We start from the raw sequence: 15411 nt of genomic DNA, 5'->3' as shown, positions 1-15411 counted from the left end.
AAATCTATATAAAATTATTCTTCAGTTTCTGTTCCATCTATACTTTGAGAAGATGCTTTAAAGATTCTATTTGCATCTTTAAGATATTTGCTTTCGGGAAATTCATTGGTGAAAGCATAATATTCATCAATAGTTTCACGATATCTCTCATCACGTTTTTCTTCCACGCTATTCACAGCCATTTCATATTTAGCACGTAACACCAAAATTGATAAATCCTCACGCATCTTTGTATAAGGATAATCTTTCAGTGCATTTTGTGCAGTGATTACACAAGAAAGATAATTATTTCCTAAATATGTACCTAAATTATAATAAAGCTTAGCAGCTAAATAATCTTTCAATACAAGCTTATCTTGCAATTCAAAAATCATATCTTGTGCTTCCAGTTTCTTTGAACTGGCAGGAAAGTACTCCATAAACATTTGAAGTTCCTGAATAGCCAAATAGGTACCTGATTGATCTAAACGCGCTTCCGGTGTATCTAAGAATAAAGCTTTTCCTGAATGGAACCGAGCTAATTCTGTATAAGTACCACGCGGATAAGTATTATAGTAAGTCATAAAAGATTGAGACGCAGTAGTATAATCTTTCTGATTAAAATAACACATTCCTAACATATATAAAGACTCTTCAGCTTTGTCGGTACCTTTAAGAATGGTAATTAACTCATTAAGCAAAGTTGCAGCTTTATTATATTTGCCTTTAGCAAAATAGTTTTTTGCTGCTTCATACTTATATTCATAATCAGTACTTTTCAGCAATTTGTTATAGTTTCCACACGAGGAAAGCACAATTGCTGCAAGCAATATTGTGATAAGATTTTTCTTCATATAAAAAAATTAATGCGCAAAGTTACTTATTCACATTGAATAAATCAATTGTTTTGATGCAAAAAGGAGTTAAACTAAGGTTTTATAACTTATACAGATCACTTGCGGCCAGCAAATCAACCTTTTTATCCATAAGAACTTCAATACATTTTTCTAAGTTACTTGGCCGAATTATTACATTGGCCGAATTATTGTTTGCAAAAGAATACATATATTCGATGAAAACGCCTTCATCAGAAAGATAGTTTAAAACCTTGGCTAATGCTCCGGGCACATTTGGACAGTTTATCCCTATTACATTAGTTACATTGACTGCAAAATGGTTTTCTTTTAATACTTCATACGCTTTATCCGGATCAGAAACTATGCCTCGCAATATACCAAAGTCTGCATTTTCTGCAATACAAAGAGCAGAAAGGTTTATGTTTGCTTTAGCCAGCACTTCTGTAACCTCTGTTAAACGTCCTGTATTGTTTTCCAAAAAGATTGAAAGTTGTTTTGCTACCATAAATTTTATGATTTTAGAATTATAAATTCCAATTATGCGACCAAGTTAATGGATTTTGGCAGTAAATCATAATTTGGAATCTATGAATTCATATTTATTAAAGTTTTCTATTATCAATAACCCGTTTTGCTTTTCCCGTACTACGTTCTATGCTGCGTGGTTCTACGATTTTCACGTCTACACCAAGCCCAAGCACGCTATGCAAACGAGATACCAGCTTCTTTTTAAGGGAAAGCATCTTATTTATTTCGTCGGAATAGTAATCCGAACGCACTTCTACCTTAAGCTCCATCCTATCGGTATTATTAATACGGTCTACTGTAAGTAAGTAATGTGGCTCAAATTCAGGAAGTTCCAATATAACAGATTCTATCTGAGTTGGGAATACATTTACTCCACGTATAATCATCATGTCATCACTTCTACCCAGTATGCGATCCATTCTGACTAAAGTGCGTCCACAAGCACATTTTTCATAATGTAAAGCAGTTAAGTCTTTCGTCCGATAACGCAACAGAGGCATTCCCTCTTTGGTTAAATGAGTGAAGACTAATTCGCCCGTTTCACCGGGTTTAACAGGTTGCATAGTCAAAGGATCTACAATTTCCGGATAATAATGATCTTCATTTAAGTGCGTTCCATTCTGACATTCGCACTCGTATCCTACTCCGGGACCCGCTATTTCACTCAGACCATATATATCATAAGCTTTGATTCCCAGTTTTTCTTCTATTTCCTTACGCATGCTTTCTGTCCATGGTTCAGCACCGAAGACTCCGATTTTAAGTTTCAGTTCTTCTCTCTTAATACCCGAATCCTTAATCGCATCTGCAATAAATAAGGCATAAGAAGGTGTGCAGCATAAAATAGTAGCACCAAAATCATTCATCAGCGTGATTTGCTTTTCTGTATTACCGCTTGACATGGGAATAACAGAAGCTCCGATATTCTCTGCACCATAATGAGCACCCAATCCACCTGTAAAAAGGCCATATCCATAAGCAATCTGGAACATGTCTGTATTTCCGGCTCCATAAGCCGTAAAACAACGCGACAGGCATTCTGTCCAAACAGATAAGTCCTTACGAGTATACCCAACAACAGTAGGCTTTCCTGTAGTACCTGATGATGCATGCACACGAACAATCTGGCTCATAGGTACGGCACATAAACCAAATGGATAATTATCCCTCAAATCATGTTTAGTAGTAAATGGAAGCTTAACGATGTCATCAATATCATTAATATCATCAGGAGTAATTCCCAATTCCTGCATTTTTTTACGGTAAAAAGGCGTATTGTGATAAACGTGTTCTACTATTTTCTTTAATCGTATGCTTTGAATCTTACGAAGACTTTCCCTGTCCATACATTCGATGGTTTCATTCCAAATCATATCTTTTACTTATATTTTATTATTAATTATCCGTTTTTAGCTGCAAAATGATGCAAAGTAACTGATTTATTTTGAAGTTCAAACAAAAGTCATTCAGGGACGTTACTATCAGATAGAACTTTATCTTTTATTAACTAAAGATCTGCAGGTTTTATCTATACATTAGTGCATATAAGCTACATGAATCAATTATTATTATTAATTTAGCAATTCTTTTTAAACATACATCCATGAATTTTGACTTAACATCTGCATATAAGCCTACAGGAGATCAGCCGGAGGCTATTTCACAACTAACAGAAGGGGTGCTTGACGGAGTCCATGCTCAAACATTATTAGGAGTAACAGGATCGGGGAAAACATTTACAATTGCCAATGTTATCAAAAACATCAATAAACCAACACTGATACTGAGTCACAATAAAACACTTGCTGCACAATTGTATAGTGAGTTTAAAGGTTTCTTCCCTAATAATGCTGTAGAATATTACGTATCTTATTATGATTATTACCAACCGGAAGCTTATTTGCCAAGCAGTGATACTTATATAGAGAAGGATCTTGCCATCAATGATGAGATAGATAAACTACGTCTTGCTGCTACCTCGGCTCTACTTTCCGGCCGTCAGGATGTAGTAGTGGTATCATCTGTTTCCTGTATATATGGTATGGGAAATCCTTCTGATTTTTATAATAATGTAATAGAAATACGGCAAGGCAAAACAATCAACCGAAATGTATTTCTACGCCGTTTGGTTGATAGTTTATATGTACGCAACGATATTGATCTCAATAGAGGAAACTTCCGCGTAAAAGGAGATACTGTAGACGTTTCTTTGGCATATTCTGATCATATTTTACGAATAATTTTTTGGGGAGATGAAATAGAAAGTATTGAAGAGGTAGATCCTATAAGCAACCATACTACCGGAAAATTTGACTCATACAAAATATATCCGGCCAACCTTTTTATGACAACCAAAGAAGCAACCATTCGTGCCATACATCAAATAGAAGACGACTTAACAAAGCAAGTAGAATTCTTTCAGTCTATGGGTAAACCTTATGAAGCCAAGCGCTTGTATGAACGAGTTACTTATGACATGGAAATGATTCGGGAATTGGGGCATTGTTCAGGCATTGAAAACTATTCCCGTTATTTTGATGGTCGGGAAGCCGGAACTCGTCCTTATTGCTTATTAGATTTTTTTCCTGAAGATTACTTGCTTGTAGTTGATGAAAGCCATGTAAGCATTCCACAGGTCAGAGCTATGTATGGAGGTGACCGCGCCCGAAAGAAAAATCTGGTTGAGTATGGTTTTCGTCTACCGGCAGCTATGGACAACCGACCACTTACTTTCGAGGAATTTGAAAGCATGATTAAGCAAGTTATATATGTAAGTGCAACCCCTGCCGATTATGAACTTATTCAATCGGAAGGAATTGTTGTTGACCAAGTTATACGACCTACCGGTTTGTTAGACCCTATAATCGAAGTACGTCCAAGCCTTAATCAGATAGACGATTTGATGGAAGAAATTCAACTACGAATCGAACAGGAAGAACGTGTACTAATTACCACTCTTACAAAAAGAATGGCGGAAGAGCTTGCTGAGTATTTATTAAAAAACAATATTCGTTGTAATTACATACACAGCGATGTAGACACCTTGGAACGAGTAAAAATCATGGATGACTTACGCCAGGGAGTATTTGATGTACTTATTGGCGTAAACCTTCTTCGAGAAGGTCTTGATTTACCGGAAGTGTCATTGGTTGCTATTCTCGATGCGGATAAAGAAGGATTCTTGCGCTCACATCGCTCATTAACCCAAACAGCCGGGCGCGCAGCAAGAAATGTAAATGGTAAGGTAATTATGTATGCTGACAAAATAACAGAAAGCATGAGGCTAACCATAGACGAAACCAATCGCCGTCGTGAAAAGCAGTTGGCATATAATGAAGCAAACGGAATTACTCCACAACAAATTAAAAAAGGTCGCAATTTATCAGTCTTTGGTAATGAATCTTCAGCAGCGGCCACAAATAAATACGTTTATGTAGAACCGGAGACTGCCAATGTTGCCGCCGATCCGGTTGTTCAGTATATGAGTAAAGCTCAATTGGAAAAGAGCATTGAGCGAACACGTAAGTTAATGCAAGAGGCTGCCAAGAAGCTTGAATTTATAGAAGCAGCTCAATACAGGGATGAATTAATCAAATTAGAAGATTTGCTAAAAGAGAAATGGAGTATATAATATCTCTCTATTTAAACAAAATTTCATCTTTCTTTGTTTTGATTTAAATTACAGTTCTATTAACATTAAAAAAAGAGAGACTAATGATTTACAAATTCTTATTTCCTTCAAAACCAAATGACACCAGATCATCCCTATTGTTGCTTGCAGCGCGTATAATTATAGGTTTACTATTCTTCAGTCACGGTATACAAAAATGGAACAATTTCAGTGAATTGTCCACAGTCTTCCCCGACCCTTTAGGAGTTGGTGGTTCCACATCTCTTGGTTTAGCCATATTTGGTGAGCTTATTTGTTCTTTGGCTTTTATTTTCGGAGTACTATACAGGCTTTCGATGCTTCCTATGATATTTACAATGTTTATGGCATTTTTCGTTATACATGGCGGAGATTCTTTTTCTGTAAGGGAATTAGCTTTTTTATACTTGGCAATATTTATACTCATGTATGTGGCTGGTCCAGGAAAATTTTCTGTGGATAACTTTATAGCAAAGATGGTATCAAAAAGAAAATAAAGGCATATATTTGCTGGCGAATTAATTCAAATAAAAATCGTATGAAGAAAATTAAATTAACACTGGTATGTGCTTGCTTTCTTAGTAGTGCCATATTATTTAACTCTTGTATTGGATCATTCAGTTTATTCAACCGCGTTTTATCTTGGAATCAGGGAGTTGGATCTAAATTTGTGAATGAATTAGTTTTTGTTGCTTTATGCATAGTTCCTGTTTATGAAATATCAGCCTTAGCTGATGTTCTGGTTCTTAATTCTATTGAATTCTGGAGTGGTAACAATCCGGTAGCAAACGGTGGTGATATTAAAAAAGTAAAAGGAGAAAACGGTGATTACACTGTAGAAACCACAGAAGACGGTTACTCTATTTCTAATGGAGAGCAATCTATGAAATTAGTATTTAATAATGAAACTAATGTGTGGAGCGTTGTTGCAGAAGATATAGAAACAGATCTTTTCAAAATAAATAATGATGGAACTGCTGATTTGTATCTGCCCACGGGAGATGCTATGAATATTACATTAGATGCTCAAGGACTTATGGCTGCACGTCAAGTTACCATGAACAATTATTATTTTGCTTCTCGTTAATCATTGATTTATTTTTCTATAAATCCTAAAAAGCTGTCTTTTCCAACAGAAAGGCAGCTTTTTTTGTATGAATCTTAGCTCTACCACCTATTAATACTTCTTATGTCAGGTTTTGCCACGCCCGCAGCACAGTTTTGTCACGGCCGTGGCAAATTCTTGTTGCGGCCGCGTTAAAATCTTGTTACGGCCGTGGCAAAACCTTGATACAGCCGCAAAGAAAATCAGAAAGGGTATCCCACAGCAAAATGGAAAGCAAAATCCCGGTTTAGTTTAGGATGAATAACCGGATATCTATTTCTTCCACTCTCATAAACCGGATTGATTGCTTTCATACCTCCATCAAAACGAAGGACAAAGAAATCAAGATCTAAACGAAGCCCTATACCGTATGCTACGGCTATTTGCTTATAAAATGTATTGAAATGAAATTTACCTCCGGGCTGTATTTCATAATTGCGTAGTGTCCAAACATTACCGGCATCAATAAAAAATGCACCTTGGAATTTCCAAAAGAGTTCACTTCTATATTCTATGCTGGCATCAAATTTTAAATCACCTGATTGATTTAAGAAATTTCCATCTCCTGCAAAAGAACCCGGACCTAATCCGCGGACAGACCATCCACGAACACTATTAGCACCACCGGAAAAATATCTTTTTTCAAAAGGAATAACACTGGCATTTCCATAAGGAACAGCAATACCTAACCCCACATGATAAGCTATAGAGTTACCCGGAGCTATCACAATATTCTTTGCAAAATCAAAATCAGCTTTTAGATATTGAGCAAAAGGAATTTCAAAAACGGAATACTCTCCATCACTATTTTGAGGTAAACTAAATGCTTTAGAGAATGTATATAATAGATTACCTGCCGATTCAAACGCGGCACGAATAGAATAAGAATTAGAAGCAATCGTATTATTGGTAAGGTTGGCCCCTATACTATTATAATTATACATATACCCCGCACGAACAATGAAACGATTCTTATAATTGTATTCTAATATATAGTTCTTCCCATCATTCAGGAAGTCTTCTTTGAACTTATCGGAAATGGAAGGCATATATAAGTAATTCACATCCAGAAGATCAATTCGATGTTGATTTCTGCCACGTTGCCAACGATACCCCCAAGATCCGGATAAGACTACTCTGGAAAACTCCGGTCGAATCTGATAATTATATTGCAAACCCAATTCCGTTGAAGCCCTTACCCCTCTTTTAAACTTAGAAGATAAAAACGGAAATAAAAAGCTGGGGAAGTTTAAGCTGGTTTCAACCCCATATTCTGTATAATTATCATTTGTATAATCGGAACTAAGTCCGGAAATAGCTTCGTATGCACCACGAAACTTCATCATAAATCGTTCGGAACCATGAAAGAAGTTGCGATGTTGGTAAGAAACGGAAGCAGCGGCACCTAAATCGCCAGCAGAATTAGTTCCTTCCACCTCAAAAGATATTGATTGATGCTTACTCTTGGTAAGCAATACATAGGCATTCAACAATGCAGTATCACCCAATTGAGTTTCAAAGAAACGTATATTAGTGTATTTCAGGGCACCTAACCGACCAAAATTATTATAAGTACGTTGTACATCTTTCTCATTATAATTAGTTCCGGGCTGTATAAACAAGTTGTCGGTCAGAACTTTGGGACGAAGATAGAGCTTATCTTTATAATATACAGGGTATCCTTTATAATGAATGGAATCATTAATATCAATTCCGGTCGATAAAGATGATCTCATTACATCAAAATCCGTAATAAAACTCACTTTATTTATTTTATACTGAGAATGTTTTCGAAGTGTATCATTAAGAGAGGTGCGAAACGGATTCAGATGTAATGTCAGATCAATTAAATAAGAACTTCGAACTGTATCTGCCGTATAAGAAATAAAATCTTTATGAAATTTATAATAACCATTCTGTGCTAATACATCAGTAATACGTTGACGCTCATTATCCAATGCATTTACATCAAAGATCATTCCTTCTTTTAATGTTGTTCCCACAGAATCTTTAGCTAAATAATGCTCTATTAAAGTATCTGCAATATCATATTTTAAGCTCCGTACTATGTAAGGACTACCTAATGTTACTTTATAAAATAACCTCAACTTTTTCTTCTTTGTTTGCGTACTTTGCTCTACACTTGCTGCCATATACCCCATATTATGTACAGCTTTTGTTATCTCTTCACGTGAACGACGAGCCTGTTCTTCGCTATAAATAACCGGGGCATCTCCAATCTTACGAAGAAATTTGTTAAACCAATTGGCAGAATCTCTTCCCGAAAGGCTGTAAATATGAAGCTGAGTTTTCAGCAGACTGAACCATTTTCTATTTGGATTTTGACGTATATAAGGTTGTAACGACGAGGGTTGCACTTCTTTACTATCAGTTTGAATTTTAATAGCATCCAATAAATAAGAGCCATCGGGTACATACTTCGTTGTAGAACACGAAGCAAGTAACATTATACACACACACCAAACTACGTAAAGAAGAGTCTTCTTCATGTATGAAGTTATTATTTAGAATATCTTTAGAAAGCACAAATATAACCGATATTTTCCTTTTAGTAAAGTTATATTTGCTTTAAAAAAGGCTTTATTTTGTGTCTATCTCTAATAATTCAGATATACTCTCCTTTTATTTGAGAATATCTTTATAAATTTGCTCTATATTCGTGAAATTTATGGCATTAAGTAAGAATAAGATTAAATATATCCGTGCTCTTGAGTTAAAGAAAAACCGTAAAGAAGAAAATGTATTCCCAGCAGAAGGTCCCAAACTTGTTGGAGATTTGCTTGGACATTTCCATTGTCGCCTTCTAATTGCAACCGAAGAGTGGTTAGATGGACAAACGAAAGTTCTTGCCGACGAAATTATTAGTGTTACTCCGGAAGAATTATCACGGGCCAGTTTCCTTAAAACTCCGCAACAAGTTCTTGCGATTTTTGAGCAGCCTTCTTACAAAATTACTCCGGAGATTATCAATCAAACGCTCTGTTTGGCATTAGATGACATTCAAGACCCAGGTAATCTGGGCACCATTATACGTCTGGCAGATTGGTTTGGCATTGAATATGTATTTTGCTCTCCTAATACAGTAGACATTTATAACCCCAAAACCATACAAGCAACTATGGGGGGCATTGCCCGCGTAAAAGTATGTTATACTCCACTAAAAGAATTGATATCCTCTTTACACCACACTCCAGTATATGGCACTTTCCTGAATGGTGAAAACATTTATGAACAACCACTTTCCGATACCGGCTTAATTGTGATGGGAAATGAAGGAAAAGGAATTAGTCCTGAAATAGAAGAATTGATAACAAACAAATTATACATACCCAATTATCCGCAAGATAGAGAAACTTCCGAGTCATTAAACGTGGCCATTGCTACAGCAGTAATATGTGCCGAATTTAGAAGAAGAATACAATAATTCCACTTTTATCTCAAAAGCCTGCGTCGTGTATCGACCGCAGGCTTCATTTCTTTAAAATCAAATGGGTATAAATGAAAAGCTTGTAATTTCAGTTCTTTATTCTCTTCTAAACAAATAACTCCGGGAAGCCAGGATACGCACTCTATCTCTTCTGACAGAGGAAAGAAATTAAATACAAACCCATCCTCTCCTACTTCAATTACCTGCTGTTTCAGAAAGCCTTTTTTCGGAACATAAAGATAATGGGCTGCAAAACGTTTCATTTATTTGAGGGTATCTGTATTCATTCTAACAGGTGCCATCTCTCTGCTTGTGCCTGCAGCAGCCGGACGTGCGCGCCCTGCTCTACGTCTTTCAGCTTCGGTGGGTTCTTGGGTAACCGGCTTTTCCTGTTTTACCTCTTCGGTAATGACAGATTTCACCTCTTCTTCTTGTTTTTCATTATCAATAGAATCCGTTTTAGCCTTAAAAAGAGTGTCAGTAGAATGATAACGCTTCAGAGAAATCTGATCCATCAATAATTTGTTCAGAGAATCTCTTGTAGCAGGGTAATAAACAAATCCTTTTATTTCTTTTATATCGCCTAAAGTATCTGATTGTAAATGTACTTGGTGAATGCCGGAATTGAATATTCTTCTTATATCGCTGATAATGCTATCATTAGTATACATCACCTGCATAGCCATCCAAGGTGCATCGGCACTATCCGGCTCATTATCTATAAAGTGGTAACGAACTTGCCAGGATAAAGTATCTCTTGCATAGAAGTTGGAATCTGAAGGAAGTTTAAAAGTAACCTTATTATTCAACGCATGCCCTGTTAAATGATAGATACGATCCCAAATCCAGACATCAACACTGTCACCTGGTTGAGATATCTTTGGTTTATTATCGCGTATAGACACTAAATTGTCGATAAAGCCTTGTTCTTTTTTAAAGCGATCGGTTACATTCTCATAAATCTTAGATAGAATTTCGGTATTACGGGTATACCACACCATAGAAGAATCAAATACTTCTCCGGTAGTACCATGTTTTTTAAATACATATTCCATGTACAATGTTTTTTTGTAATTGTCCGTATATGATACATGCTCTCCCATAGCTTTGGCTATGTGATAATCATATAGTATATCCTCCATCTTTTTCTCGGAGATAACCTCTTTCGGACGCTTTACTTTACATCCTGACAAACAGAACGACAAAAGCAATGCACTAAGAATATAATATTTACTTCTCATTCTCCTTATTTTCGACTTGGTGAGTAGCATGATGATAGCTATCACTTAAATATTTATTATAAAAAATGAGCAAAGCTATAATACCACAACTGATGGCTGCATCGGCAAAATTGAATATCGGGCTAAAGAATATAAAGTGTTCACCTCCTACAAAAGGCATCCACTCTGGCCAATTGGTTTCAATGATAGGGAAATAGAACATATCTACCACTTTCCCATGAAACCAGGAGGAGTATCCTCCCGCCTCGGGCATAAAGGTAGCTATTTGTGCACTGGTGCTTTCGCTAAATATTACACCATAAAACACACTATCTATGATATTACCCAATGCACCTGCCAATATTAACGATACACAAACAATAAAACCGGTTTTATATCCCTTTTTTACAATTTTGTATAATACCCAACTGATAACAGACACTGCCACAATTCGGAATAAAGTAAGGAATAGTTTGCCGAATATTTCCATACCGAAAGCCATCCCGTTATTTTCCGTGAAAAATATGTAGAACCAATCGGTAATACGGATGTTTCCATGCCAATACATATTCAACTTCACTGTCACCTTAATAATCTGGTCGATGACTATCACTGCTACGATAACTAATATTGCTATCCGTCCTTTCGTTAATATCTTTTTCATCTATTCCGATATCGTGTGTATAATGCGATTTTTAAAAGAGAAAGGTTGACGGTCATCCAATCAGGAAAACCCTCAACCTTTACATCATGTATTCTTATAAATTATTTCTTACCTTCATTCTTAGCTTCAATACTCAAAGTGGCATGAGGAACAGCACGCAAACGTTCGGCAGGAATCAGCTTACCTGTTTCGCGACAGATACCATACGTTTTGTTTTCAATGCGAACCAAAGCAGCCTGAAGCCCTTGGATAAATTTCAACTGACGCTGTGCCAATCTGGTTGTTTCTTCTTTTGACAGTGTGCTGGCACCTTCTTCCAATACCTTGTATGTAGGAGAAGTATCATCTGTGTTATTACTATCCTGATTCATGATGCTCTTCTTTAGCATCTCATAATCACGTTGGGCTAATTCTAACTTCTCATTAATAATGACACGGAATTCTTCTAATTCAGCATCCGAATATCTAGTTTTTTCTGCCATAACATTATTCGTTTTTAAAAGGTTAAGTTCTAATTATTGCTTTTGGTTACATTCACATACAAAGTGAAATCATCAAAATTCAGTTCTGTACCCTCTTTCACTTCATCAACAAGATTCAATGATGTAGCCAAAACTTGGTTACAAATATAGGTATTATATTCTTTTACGGCATCATCTGTTTGCGGATTTTTAGATAATGTAATTTCTATTTTGTCTGTTATCTCAAAACCGTTTGATTTACGTATATTCTGAATACGATTAACTAATTCGCGTGCAATACCTTCGCGTCTCAGTTCTTCCGTGATTGTTACCTCAAGAGCAACTGTTAATTTACCCTCGTTAGCAACCAACCAACCTGGAATGTCTTCACTGATAATTTCAACATCAGATGCTTCGAGAATAGCCTCCTGGCCATCCAACATTAATGTATATTGACCATTTCTCTCCAGTTCAGCAATAGCCTCCTGAGGCATTTCCGATACTATGGCAGAAAGAGCTTTCATTTGTTTACCAAACTTAGGTCCTAATTTCTTAAAGTCGCATTTAACTTTCTTAACCAATATGCCGGCAGTACCATCAACGAACTCAACTTCCTTAACGTTTACTTCATTCATTACAAGCGATTTAATCGCTTCAATATGTGCTCTTTGTTCATCATTCAGCACAGGAATCATAATACGTTGCAATGGCTGGCGTACTTTGATGTTTACTTTACGTCTCAAAGCAAGTACCATAGAGGTGATATCTTGCGCCATTTGCATACGCGTTTCCAGTTCTTGATTAATCAATTCCTCTTTTAGTTCCGGGAATTTAACCAAGTGAATAGATACAGTAGTATCTCTTCCTGTTGCAGCAACAAGATCAGCATACAAACGATCTGCATAGAATGGAGCAATAGGAGCCATTAACTTAGCTACTGTTTCCAAACAAGTATATAAGGTTTGATAGGCAGAAAGCTTATCTTGAGTAAAACCACCTCCCCAGAAACGTTTACGATTTAAGCGAACATACCAGTTAGAAAGATTATCATTCACAAAATCAGAAATCAATCGTCCAGCTTTAGTGGGTTCATAATCGTCATAACATGCATCCACTTCTTTAATTAATGTATTCAACAATGACAGAATCCATTGATCAATTTCAGGACGCTCATTCATCGGAACATCAGCTTCTTTATAATCGAAGCCATCTACGTTAGCATACAGCGCAAAGAAAGAATAGGTATTATATAAGGTACCAAAGTACTTACGGCGTACCTCTTCTACTCCATCTAAGTCGAATTTAAGATTATCCCAAGGAGATGAATTGGTAATCATATACCAACGTACCGGATCGGAACCATATTTTTCGATAGCCATAAATGGATCTACTACATTTCCCCAACGCTTCGACATTTTATTGCCGTTTTTATCGAGTACTAATCCATTAGAGATAACAGTCTTGAATGATTTTGTATCAAATACCATAGTGGCTATGGCATGTAGGGTAAAGAACCATCCACGTGTTTGGTCTACTCCTTCTGCGATGAAATTAGCCGGATATACTTCTCCGCTATCCAACAGTTCTTTGTTCTCGAACGGATAGTGAATTTGCGCATAAGGCATAGCGCCGGAATCAAACCAAACATCAATTAAATCTGCTTCACGCTTCATAGGTCTTCCATCTGCCGATACCAGGATAATATCATCAACATACGGACGATGCAAGTCTATTTTATCATAGTTTGTATCGCTATAATCTCTTGGAACAAATCCTTTATCTTTTAACGGATTTGATTGCATAAATCCGGCAGCTACAGATTTCTCTATCTCGTTATAAAGTTCCTCAACAGACTCGATGCAGATTTCGGCACTATTATCTTCTGTTCTCCAAATAGGAAGAGGAGTTCCCCAATAACGTGAACGACTCAGGTTCCAGTCATTCAGGTTTTCAAGCCATTTACCGAAACGTCCGGTCCCTGTTGATTCCGGCTTCCAATAGATCTCTTTATTTAATTCGATCATCCGCTCTTTACAAGCAGTAGAACGAATAAACCAGCTATCCAACGGATAATAAAGTATCGGTTTATCTGTACGCCAACAATGTGGGTAGTTGTGTACATGCTTTTCAATCTTAAATGCCAAATTGTTGGTTTTAAGCATCATACAGATAGTTAAATCTAAAGATTCATCTGTTTCGCTTAATGTTGGGTCATATACGTTCTTTACAAAACGTCCGGCAAATTCTTTGTATAATTCAACATTCACCTGCTTTCCTACAAATTCATCATCCAGTTCATCCAATTTATAGAATTTACCGGTAAGATCAACCATCGGACGCAATTCACCTTTCTTATTAACCAAATGTAAGGGAGGAATACCTGCGGCTTTAGCTACCTGAGCATCGTCGGCACCGAAAGTTGGTGCAATATGTACAATACCGGTACCATCTTCTGTGGTTACATAATCGCCGGGAATAACACGGAAAGCTCCTTCTCCCGGGTTTACCCAAGGAATCAGTTGTTCATATTCCATGCCCACAAGATCTGTACCTTTATATTCGGCTACTACTTTAAAAGGAATCAGTTTATCGCCTTGCTTATAATCCTCCAAAGCCAAGTCGGCCGCTTTCGGATTAAAGTGCGCATTAAGTAAAGCTTTAGCCAATACTACTGTTATGGGCTTTCCTGAATATGCATTATAAGATTGTACTGCTACATAGTCAATCTTAGGTCCTACACAGAGTGCTGTGTTTGAGGGTAGTGTCCAGGGAGTAGTTGTCCATGCCAAAAAGTAAGGAGTTCCCCATGCTGCCATTTCAGGCTTAGGGTTCTTCATTTTGAACTGAGCAACCATAGTGGTATCCTTTACATCGCGATAAGTACCCGGTTGGTTCAGTTCGTGAGAACTCAAACCGGTACCTGCTGCGGGAGAATACGGTTGTATAGTATAACCTTTATAAAGCAGGTCTTTCTTATATAACTGTTTGAGTAACCACCAAAGGGTTTCGATATAACGATTATCATACGTAATATAAGGGTGCTTCATATCCACCCAATATCCCATTTTGTGAGTAAGGTCTTCCCACTCTTTGGTATATTTCATTACATCTTTCCGACAGGCTGCATTATATTCCGCTACCGAAATCTTTTTGCCAATATCTTCTTTGGTAATTCCCAATGCTTTTTCCACACTAAGTTCTACCGGCAAGCCGTGTGTATCCCATCCGGCTTTACGTTTTACCTGAAAACCTTTCATCGTTTTATAACGACAGAATATGTCTTTAATGGCACGAGCCATTACATGGTGGATTCCCGGCATTCCGTTAGCCGAAGGAGGTCCTTCATAAAACACAAACGAAGGACATCCTTCGCGCTCTGTCATGCTTTTAGCAAAAACGCTGTTTTCATCCCATTTCTTCAGTATTTCTTTGTTCACTTCGGAAAGGTCAAACTGAGAATATTCAGCAAATTTCTTACTCATAAATTTATATTGTTTTAT

General features: G+C 36.8%; 13 protein-coding genes. 4 read left to right on the top strand and 9 right to left on the bottom strand.

Going from position 1 to position 15411, the window contains the following annotated elements:
* Positions 1-14: 14 nt before the first annotated feature.
* The 3 genes from D0T60_RS03675 to D0T60_RS03665 form a co-directional block, all read right to left on the bottom strand.
* Positions 15-833, bottom strand: a complete 819-nt coding sequence (locus tag D0T60_RS03675; RefSeq protein ID WP_163216804.1) for an outer membrane protein assembly factor BamD — start codon at positions 831-833, stop codon at positions 15-17.
* Between the two features lie 82 nt (positions 834-915).
* Positions 916-1341 (bottom strand): amino acid-binding protein, encoded by a 426-nt coding sequence (locus D0T60_RS03670; protein WP_163216803.1) that lies wholly within the window; start codon positions 1339-1341, stop codon positions 916-918.
* Positions 1342-1438: 97 nt separating this feature from the next.
* On the bottom strand, positions 1439-2737 hold the full coding sequence (locus tag D0T60_RS03665) for a phenylacetate--CoA ligase family protein (protein ID WP_163216802.1): 1299 nt from the start codon (positions 2735-2737) through the stop codon (positions 1439-1441).
* Positions 2738-2967: 230 nt separating this feature from the next.
* On the opposite strand from D0T60_RS03665, the gene uvrB reads away from it, so the two are divergent.
* From uvrB to D0T60_RS03650, 3 genes are all read left to right on the top strand, one after another.
* Positions 2968-4995, top strand: coding sequence for an excinuclease ABC subunit UvrB (gene uvrB / locus D0T60_RS03660; protein WP_163216801.1), 2028 nt, complete (start codon positions 2968-2970; stop codon positions 4993-4995).
* An 83-nt stretch (positions 4996-5078) separates the two neighbouring features.
* A complete protein-coding gene (locus tag D0T60_RS03655) occupies positions 5079-5510 on the top strand; it encodes a DoxX family protein (RefSeq protein WP_163216800.1) in 432 nt (143 codons plus the stop codon).
* Between the two features lie 41 nt (positions 5511-5551).
* The gene (locus tag D0T60_RS03650; protein WP_163216799.1) at positions 5552-6100 is read left to right on the top strand and encodes a DUF3332 domain-containing protein; all 549 of its coding nucleotides are present in this window, start codon (positions 5552-5554) and stop codon (positions 6098-6100) included.
* Between the two features lie 221 nt (positions 6101-6321).
* On the opposite strand, the gene D0T60_RS03645 is transcribed toward D0T60_RS03650, so the two are convergent.
* The gene (locus tag D0T60_RS03645; protein WP_163216798.1) at positions 6322-8628 is read right to left on the bottom strand and encodes a BamA/TamA family outer membrane protein; all 2307 of its coding nucleotides are present in this window, start codon (positions 8626-8628) and stop codon (positions 6322-6324) included.
* A 179-nt stretch (positions 8629-8807) separates the two neighbouring features.
* Here D0T60_RS03645 and D0T60_RS03640 point away from each other — a divergent pair, with 179 nt between their 5' ends.
* Positions 8808-9563 (top strand): RNA methyltransferase, encoded by a 756-nt coding sequence (locus D0T60_RS03640; protein WP_163216797.1) that lies wholly within the window; start codon positions 8808-8810, stop codon positions 9561-9563.
* An 8-nt stretch (positions 9564-9571) separates the two neighbouring features.
* On the opposite strand, the gene D0T60_RS03635 is transcribed toward D0T60_RS03640, so the two are convergent.
* From D0T60_RS03635 to ileS, 5 genes are all read right to left on the bottom strand, one after another.
* Complete coding sequence (locus tag D0T60_RS03635) at positions 9572-9829, bottom strand: hypothetical protein (protein WP_163216796.1); 258 nt, start codon at positions 9827-9829, stop codon at positions 9572-9574.
* On the bottom strand, positions 9830-10807 hold the full coding sequence (locus D0T60_RS03630; RefSeq protein WP_163216795.1) for a DUF4296 domain-containing protein: 978 nt from the start codon (positions 10805-10807) through the stop codon (positions 9830-9832).
* Positions 10797-11450 (bottom strand): lipoprotein signal peptidase, encoded by a 654-nt coding sequence (locus D0T60_RS03625; RefSeq protein WP_163216794.1) that lies wholly within the window; start codon positions 11448-11450, stop codon positions 10797-10799. Before D0T60_RS03625 ends, D0T60_RS03630 begins: the two co-directional genes overlap by 11 nt.
* Positions 11451-11551: 101 nt before the next feature.
* Positions 11552-11932, bottom strand: a complete 381-nt coding sequence (locus D0T60_RS03620; RefSeq protein ID WP_163216793.1) for a TraR/DksA C4-type zinc finger protein — start codon at positions 11930-11932, stop codon at positions 11552-11554.
* 29 nt (positions 11933-11961) lie between these two features.
* A complete protein-coding gene (ileS, locus tag D0T60_RS03615; protein WP_163216792.1) occupies positions 11962-15393 on the bottom strand; it encodes an isoleucine--tRNA ligase in 3432 nt (1143 codons plus the stop codon).
* Positions 15394-15411: the final 18 nt, after the last annotated feature.

This window comes from Bacteroides sp. 224 (genome assembly GCF_010500995.1).
Taxonomy (GTDB): domain Bacteria; phylum Bacteroidota; class Bacteroidia; order Bacteroidales; family Bacteroidaceae; genus Bacteroides.
The sequence above is the reverse complement of the archived record's forward strand: the minus strand, read 5'-3'. Positions and strand labels throughout refer to the sequence as shown.

Coding starts and splice junctions, on each gene's coding strand:
- D0T60_RS03625 (WP_163216794.1), bottom strand. CDS start 11,450: ATGAAAAAGATATTAACGAAAGGACGGATAGCAATATTAGTTATCGTA.
- D0T60_RS03675 (WP_163216804.1), bottom strand. CDS start 833: ATGAAGAAAAATCTTATCACAATATTGCTTGCAGCAATTGTGCTTTCC.
- D0T60_RS03635 (WP_163216796.1), bottom strand. CDS start 9,829: ATGAAACGTTTTGCAGCCCATTATCTTTATGTTCCGAAAAAAGGCTTT.
- D0T60_RS03630 (WP_163216795.1), bottom strand. CDS start 10,807: ATGAGAAGTAAATATTATATTCTTAGTGCATTGCTTTTGTCGTTCTGT.
- D0T60_RS03620 (WP_163216793.1), bottom strand. CDS start 11,932: ATGGCAGAAAAAACTAGATATTCGGATGCTGAATTAGAAGAATTCCGT.
- D0T60_RS03665 (WP_163216802.1), bottom strand. CDS start 2,737: ATGATTTGGAATGAAACCATCGAATGTATGGACAGGGAAAGTCTTCGT.
- D0T60_RS03670 (WP_163216803.1), bottom strand. CDS start 1,341: ATGGTAGCAAAACAACTTTCAATCTTTTTGGAAAACAATACAGGACGT.
- D0T60_RS03640 (WP_163216797.1), top strand. CDS start 8,808: ATGGCATTAAGTAAGAATAAGATTAAATATATCCGTGCTCTTGAGTTA.
- ileS (WP_163216792.1), bottom strand. CDS start 15,393: ATGAGTAAGAAATTTGCTGAATATTCTCAGTTTGACCTTTCCGAAGTG.
- D0T60_RS03655 (WP_163216800.1), top strand. CDS start 5,079: ATGATTTACAAATTCTTATTTCCTTCAAAACCAAATGACACCAGATCA.
- D0T60_RS03650 (WP_163216799.1), top strand. CDS start 5,552: ATGAAGAAAATTAAATTAACACTGGTATGTGCTTGCTTTCTTAGTAGT.
- D0T60_RS03645 (WP_163216798.1), bottom strand. CDS start 8,628: ATGAAGAAGACTCTTCTTTACGTAGTTTGGTGTGTGTGTATAATGTTA.
- uvrB (WP_163216801.1), top strand. CDS start 2,968: ATGAATTTTGACTTAACATCTGCATATAAGCCTACAGGAGATCAGCCG.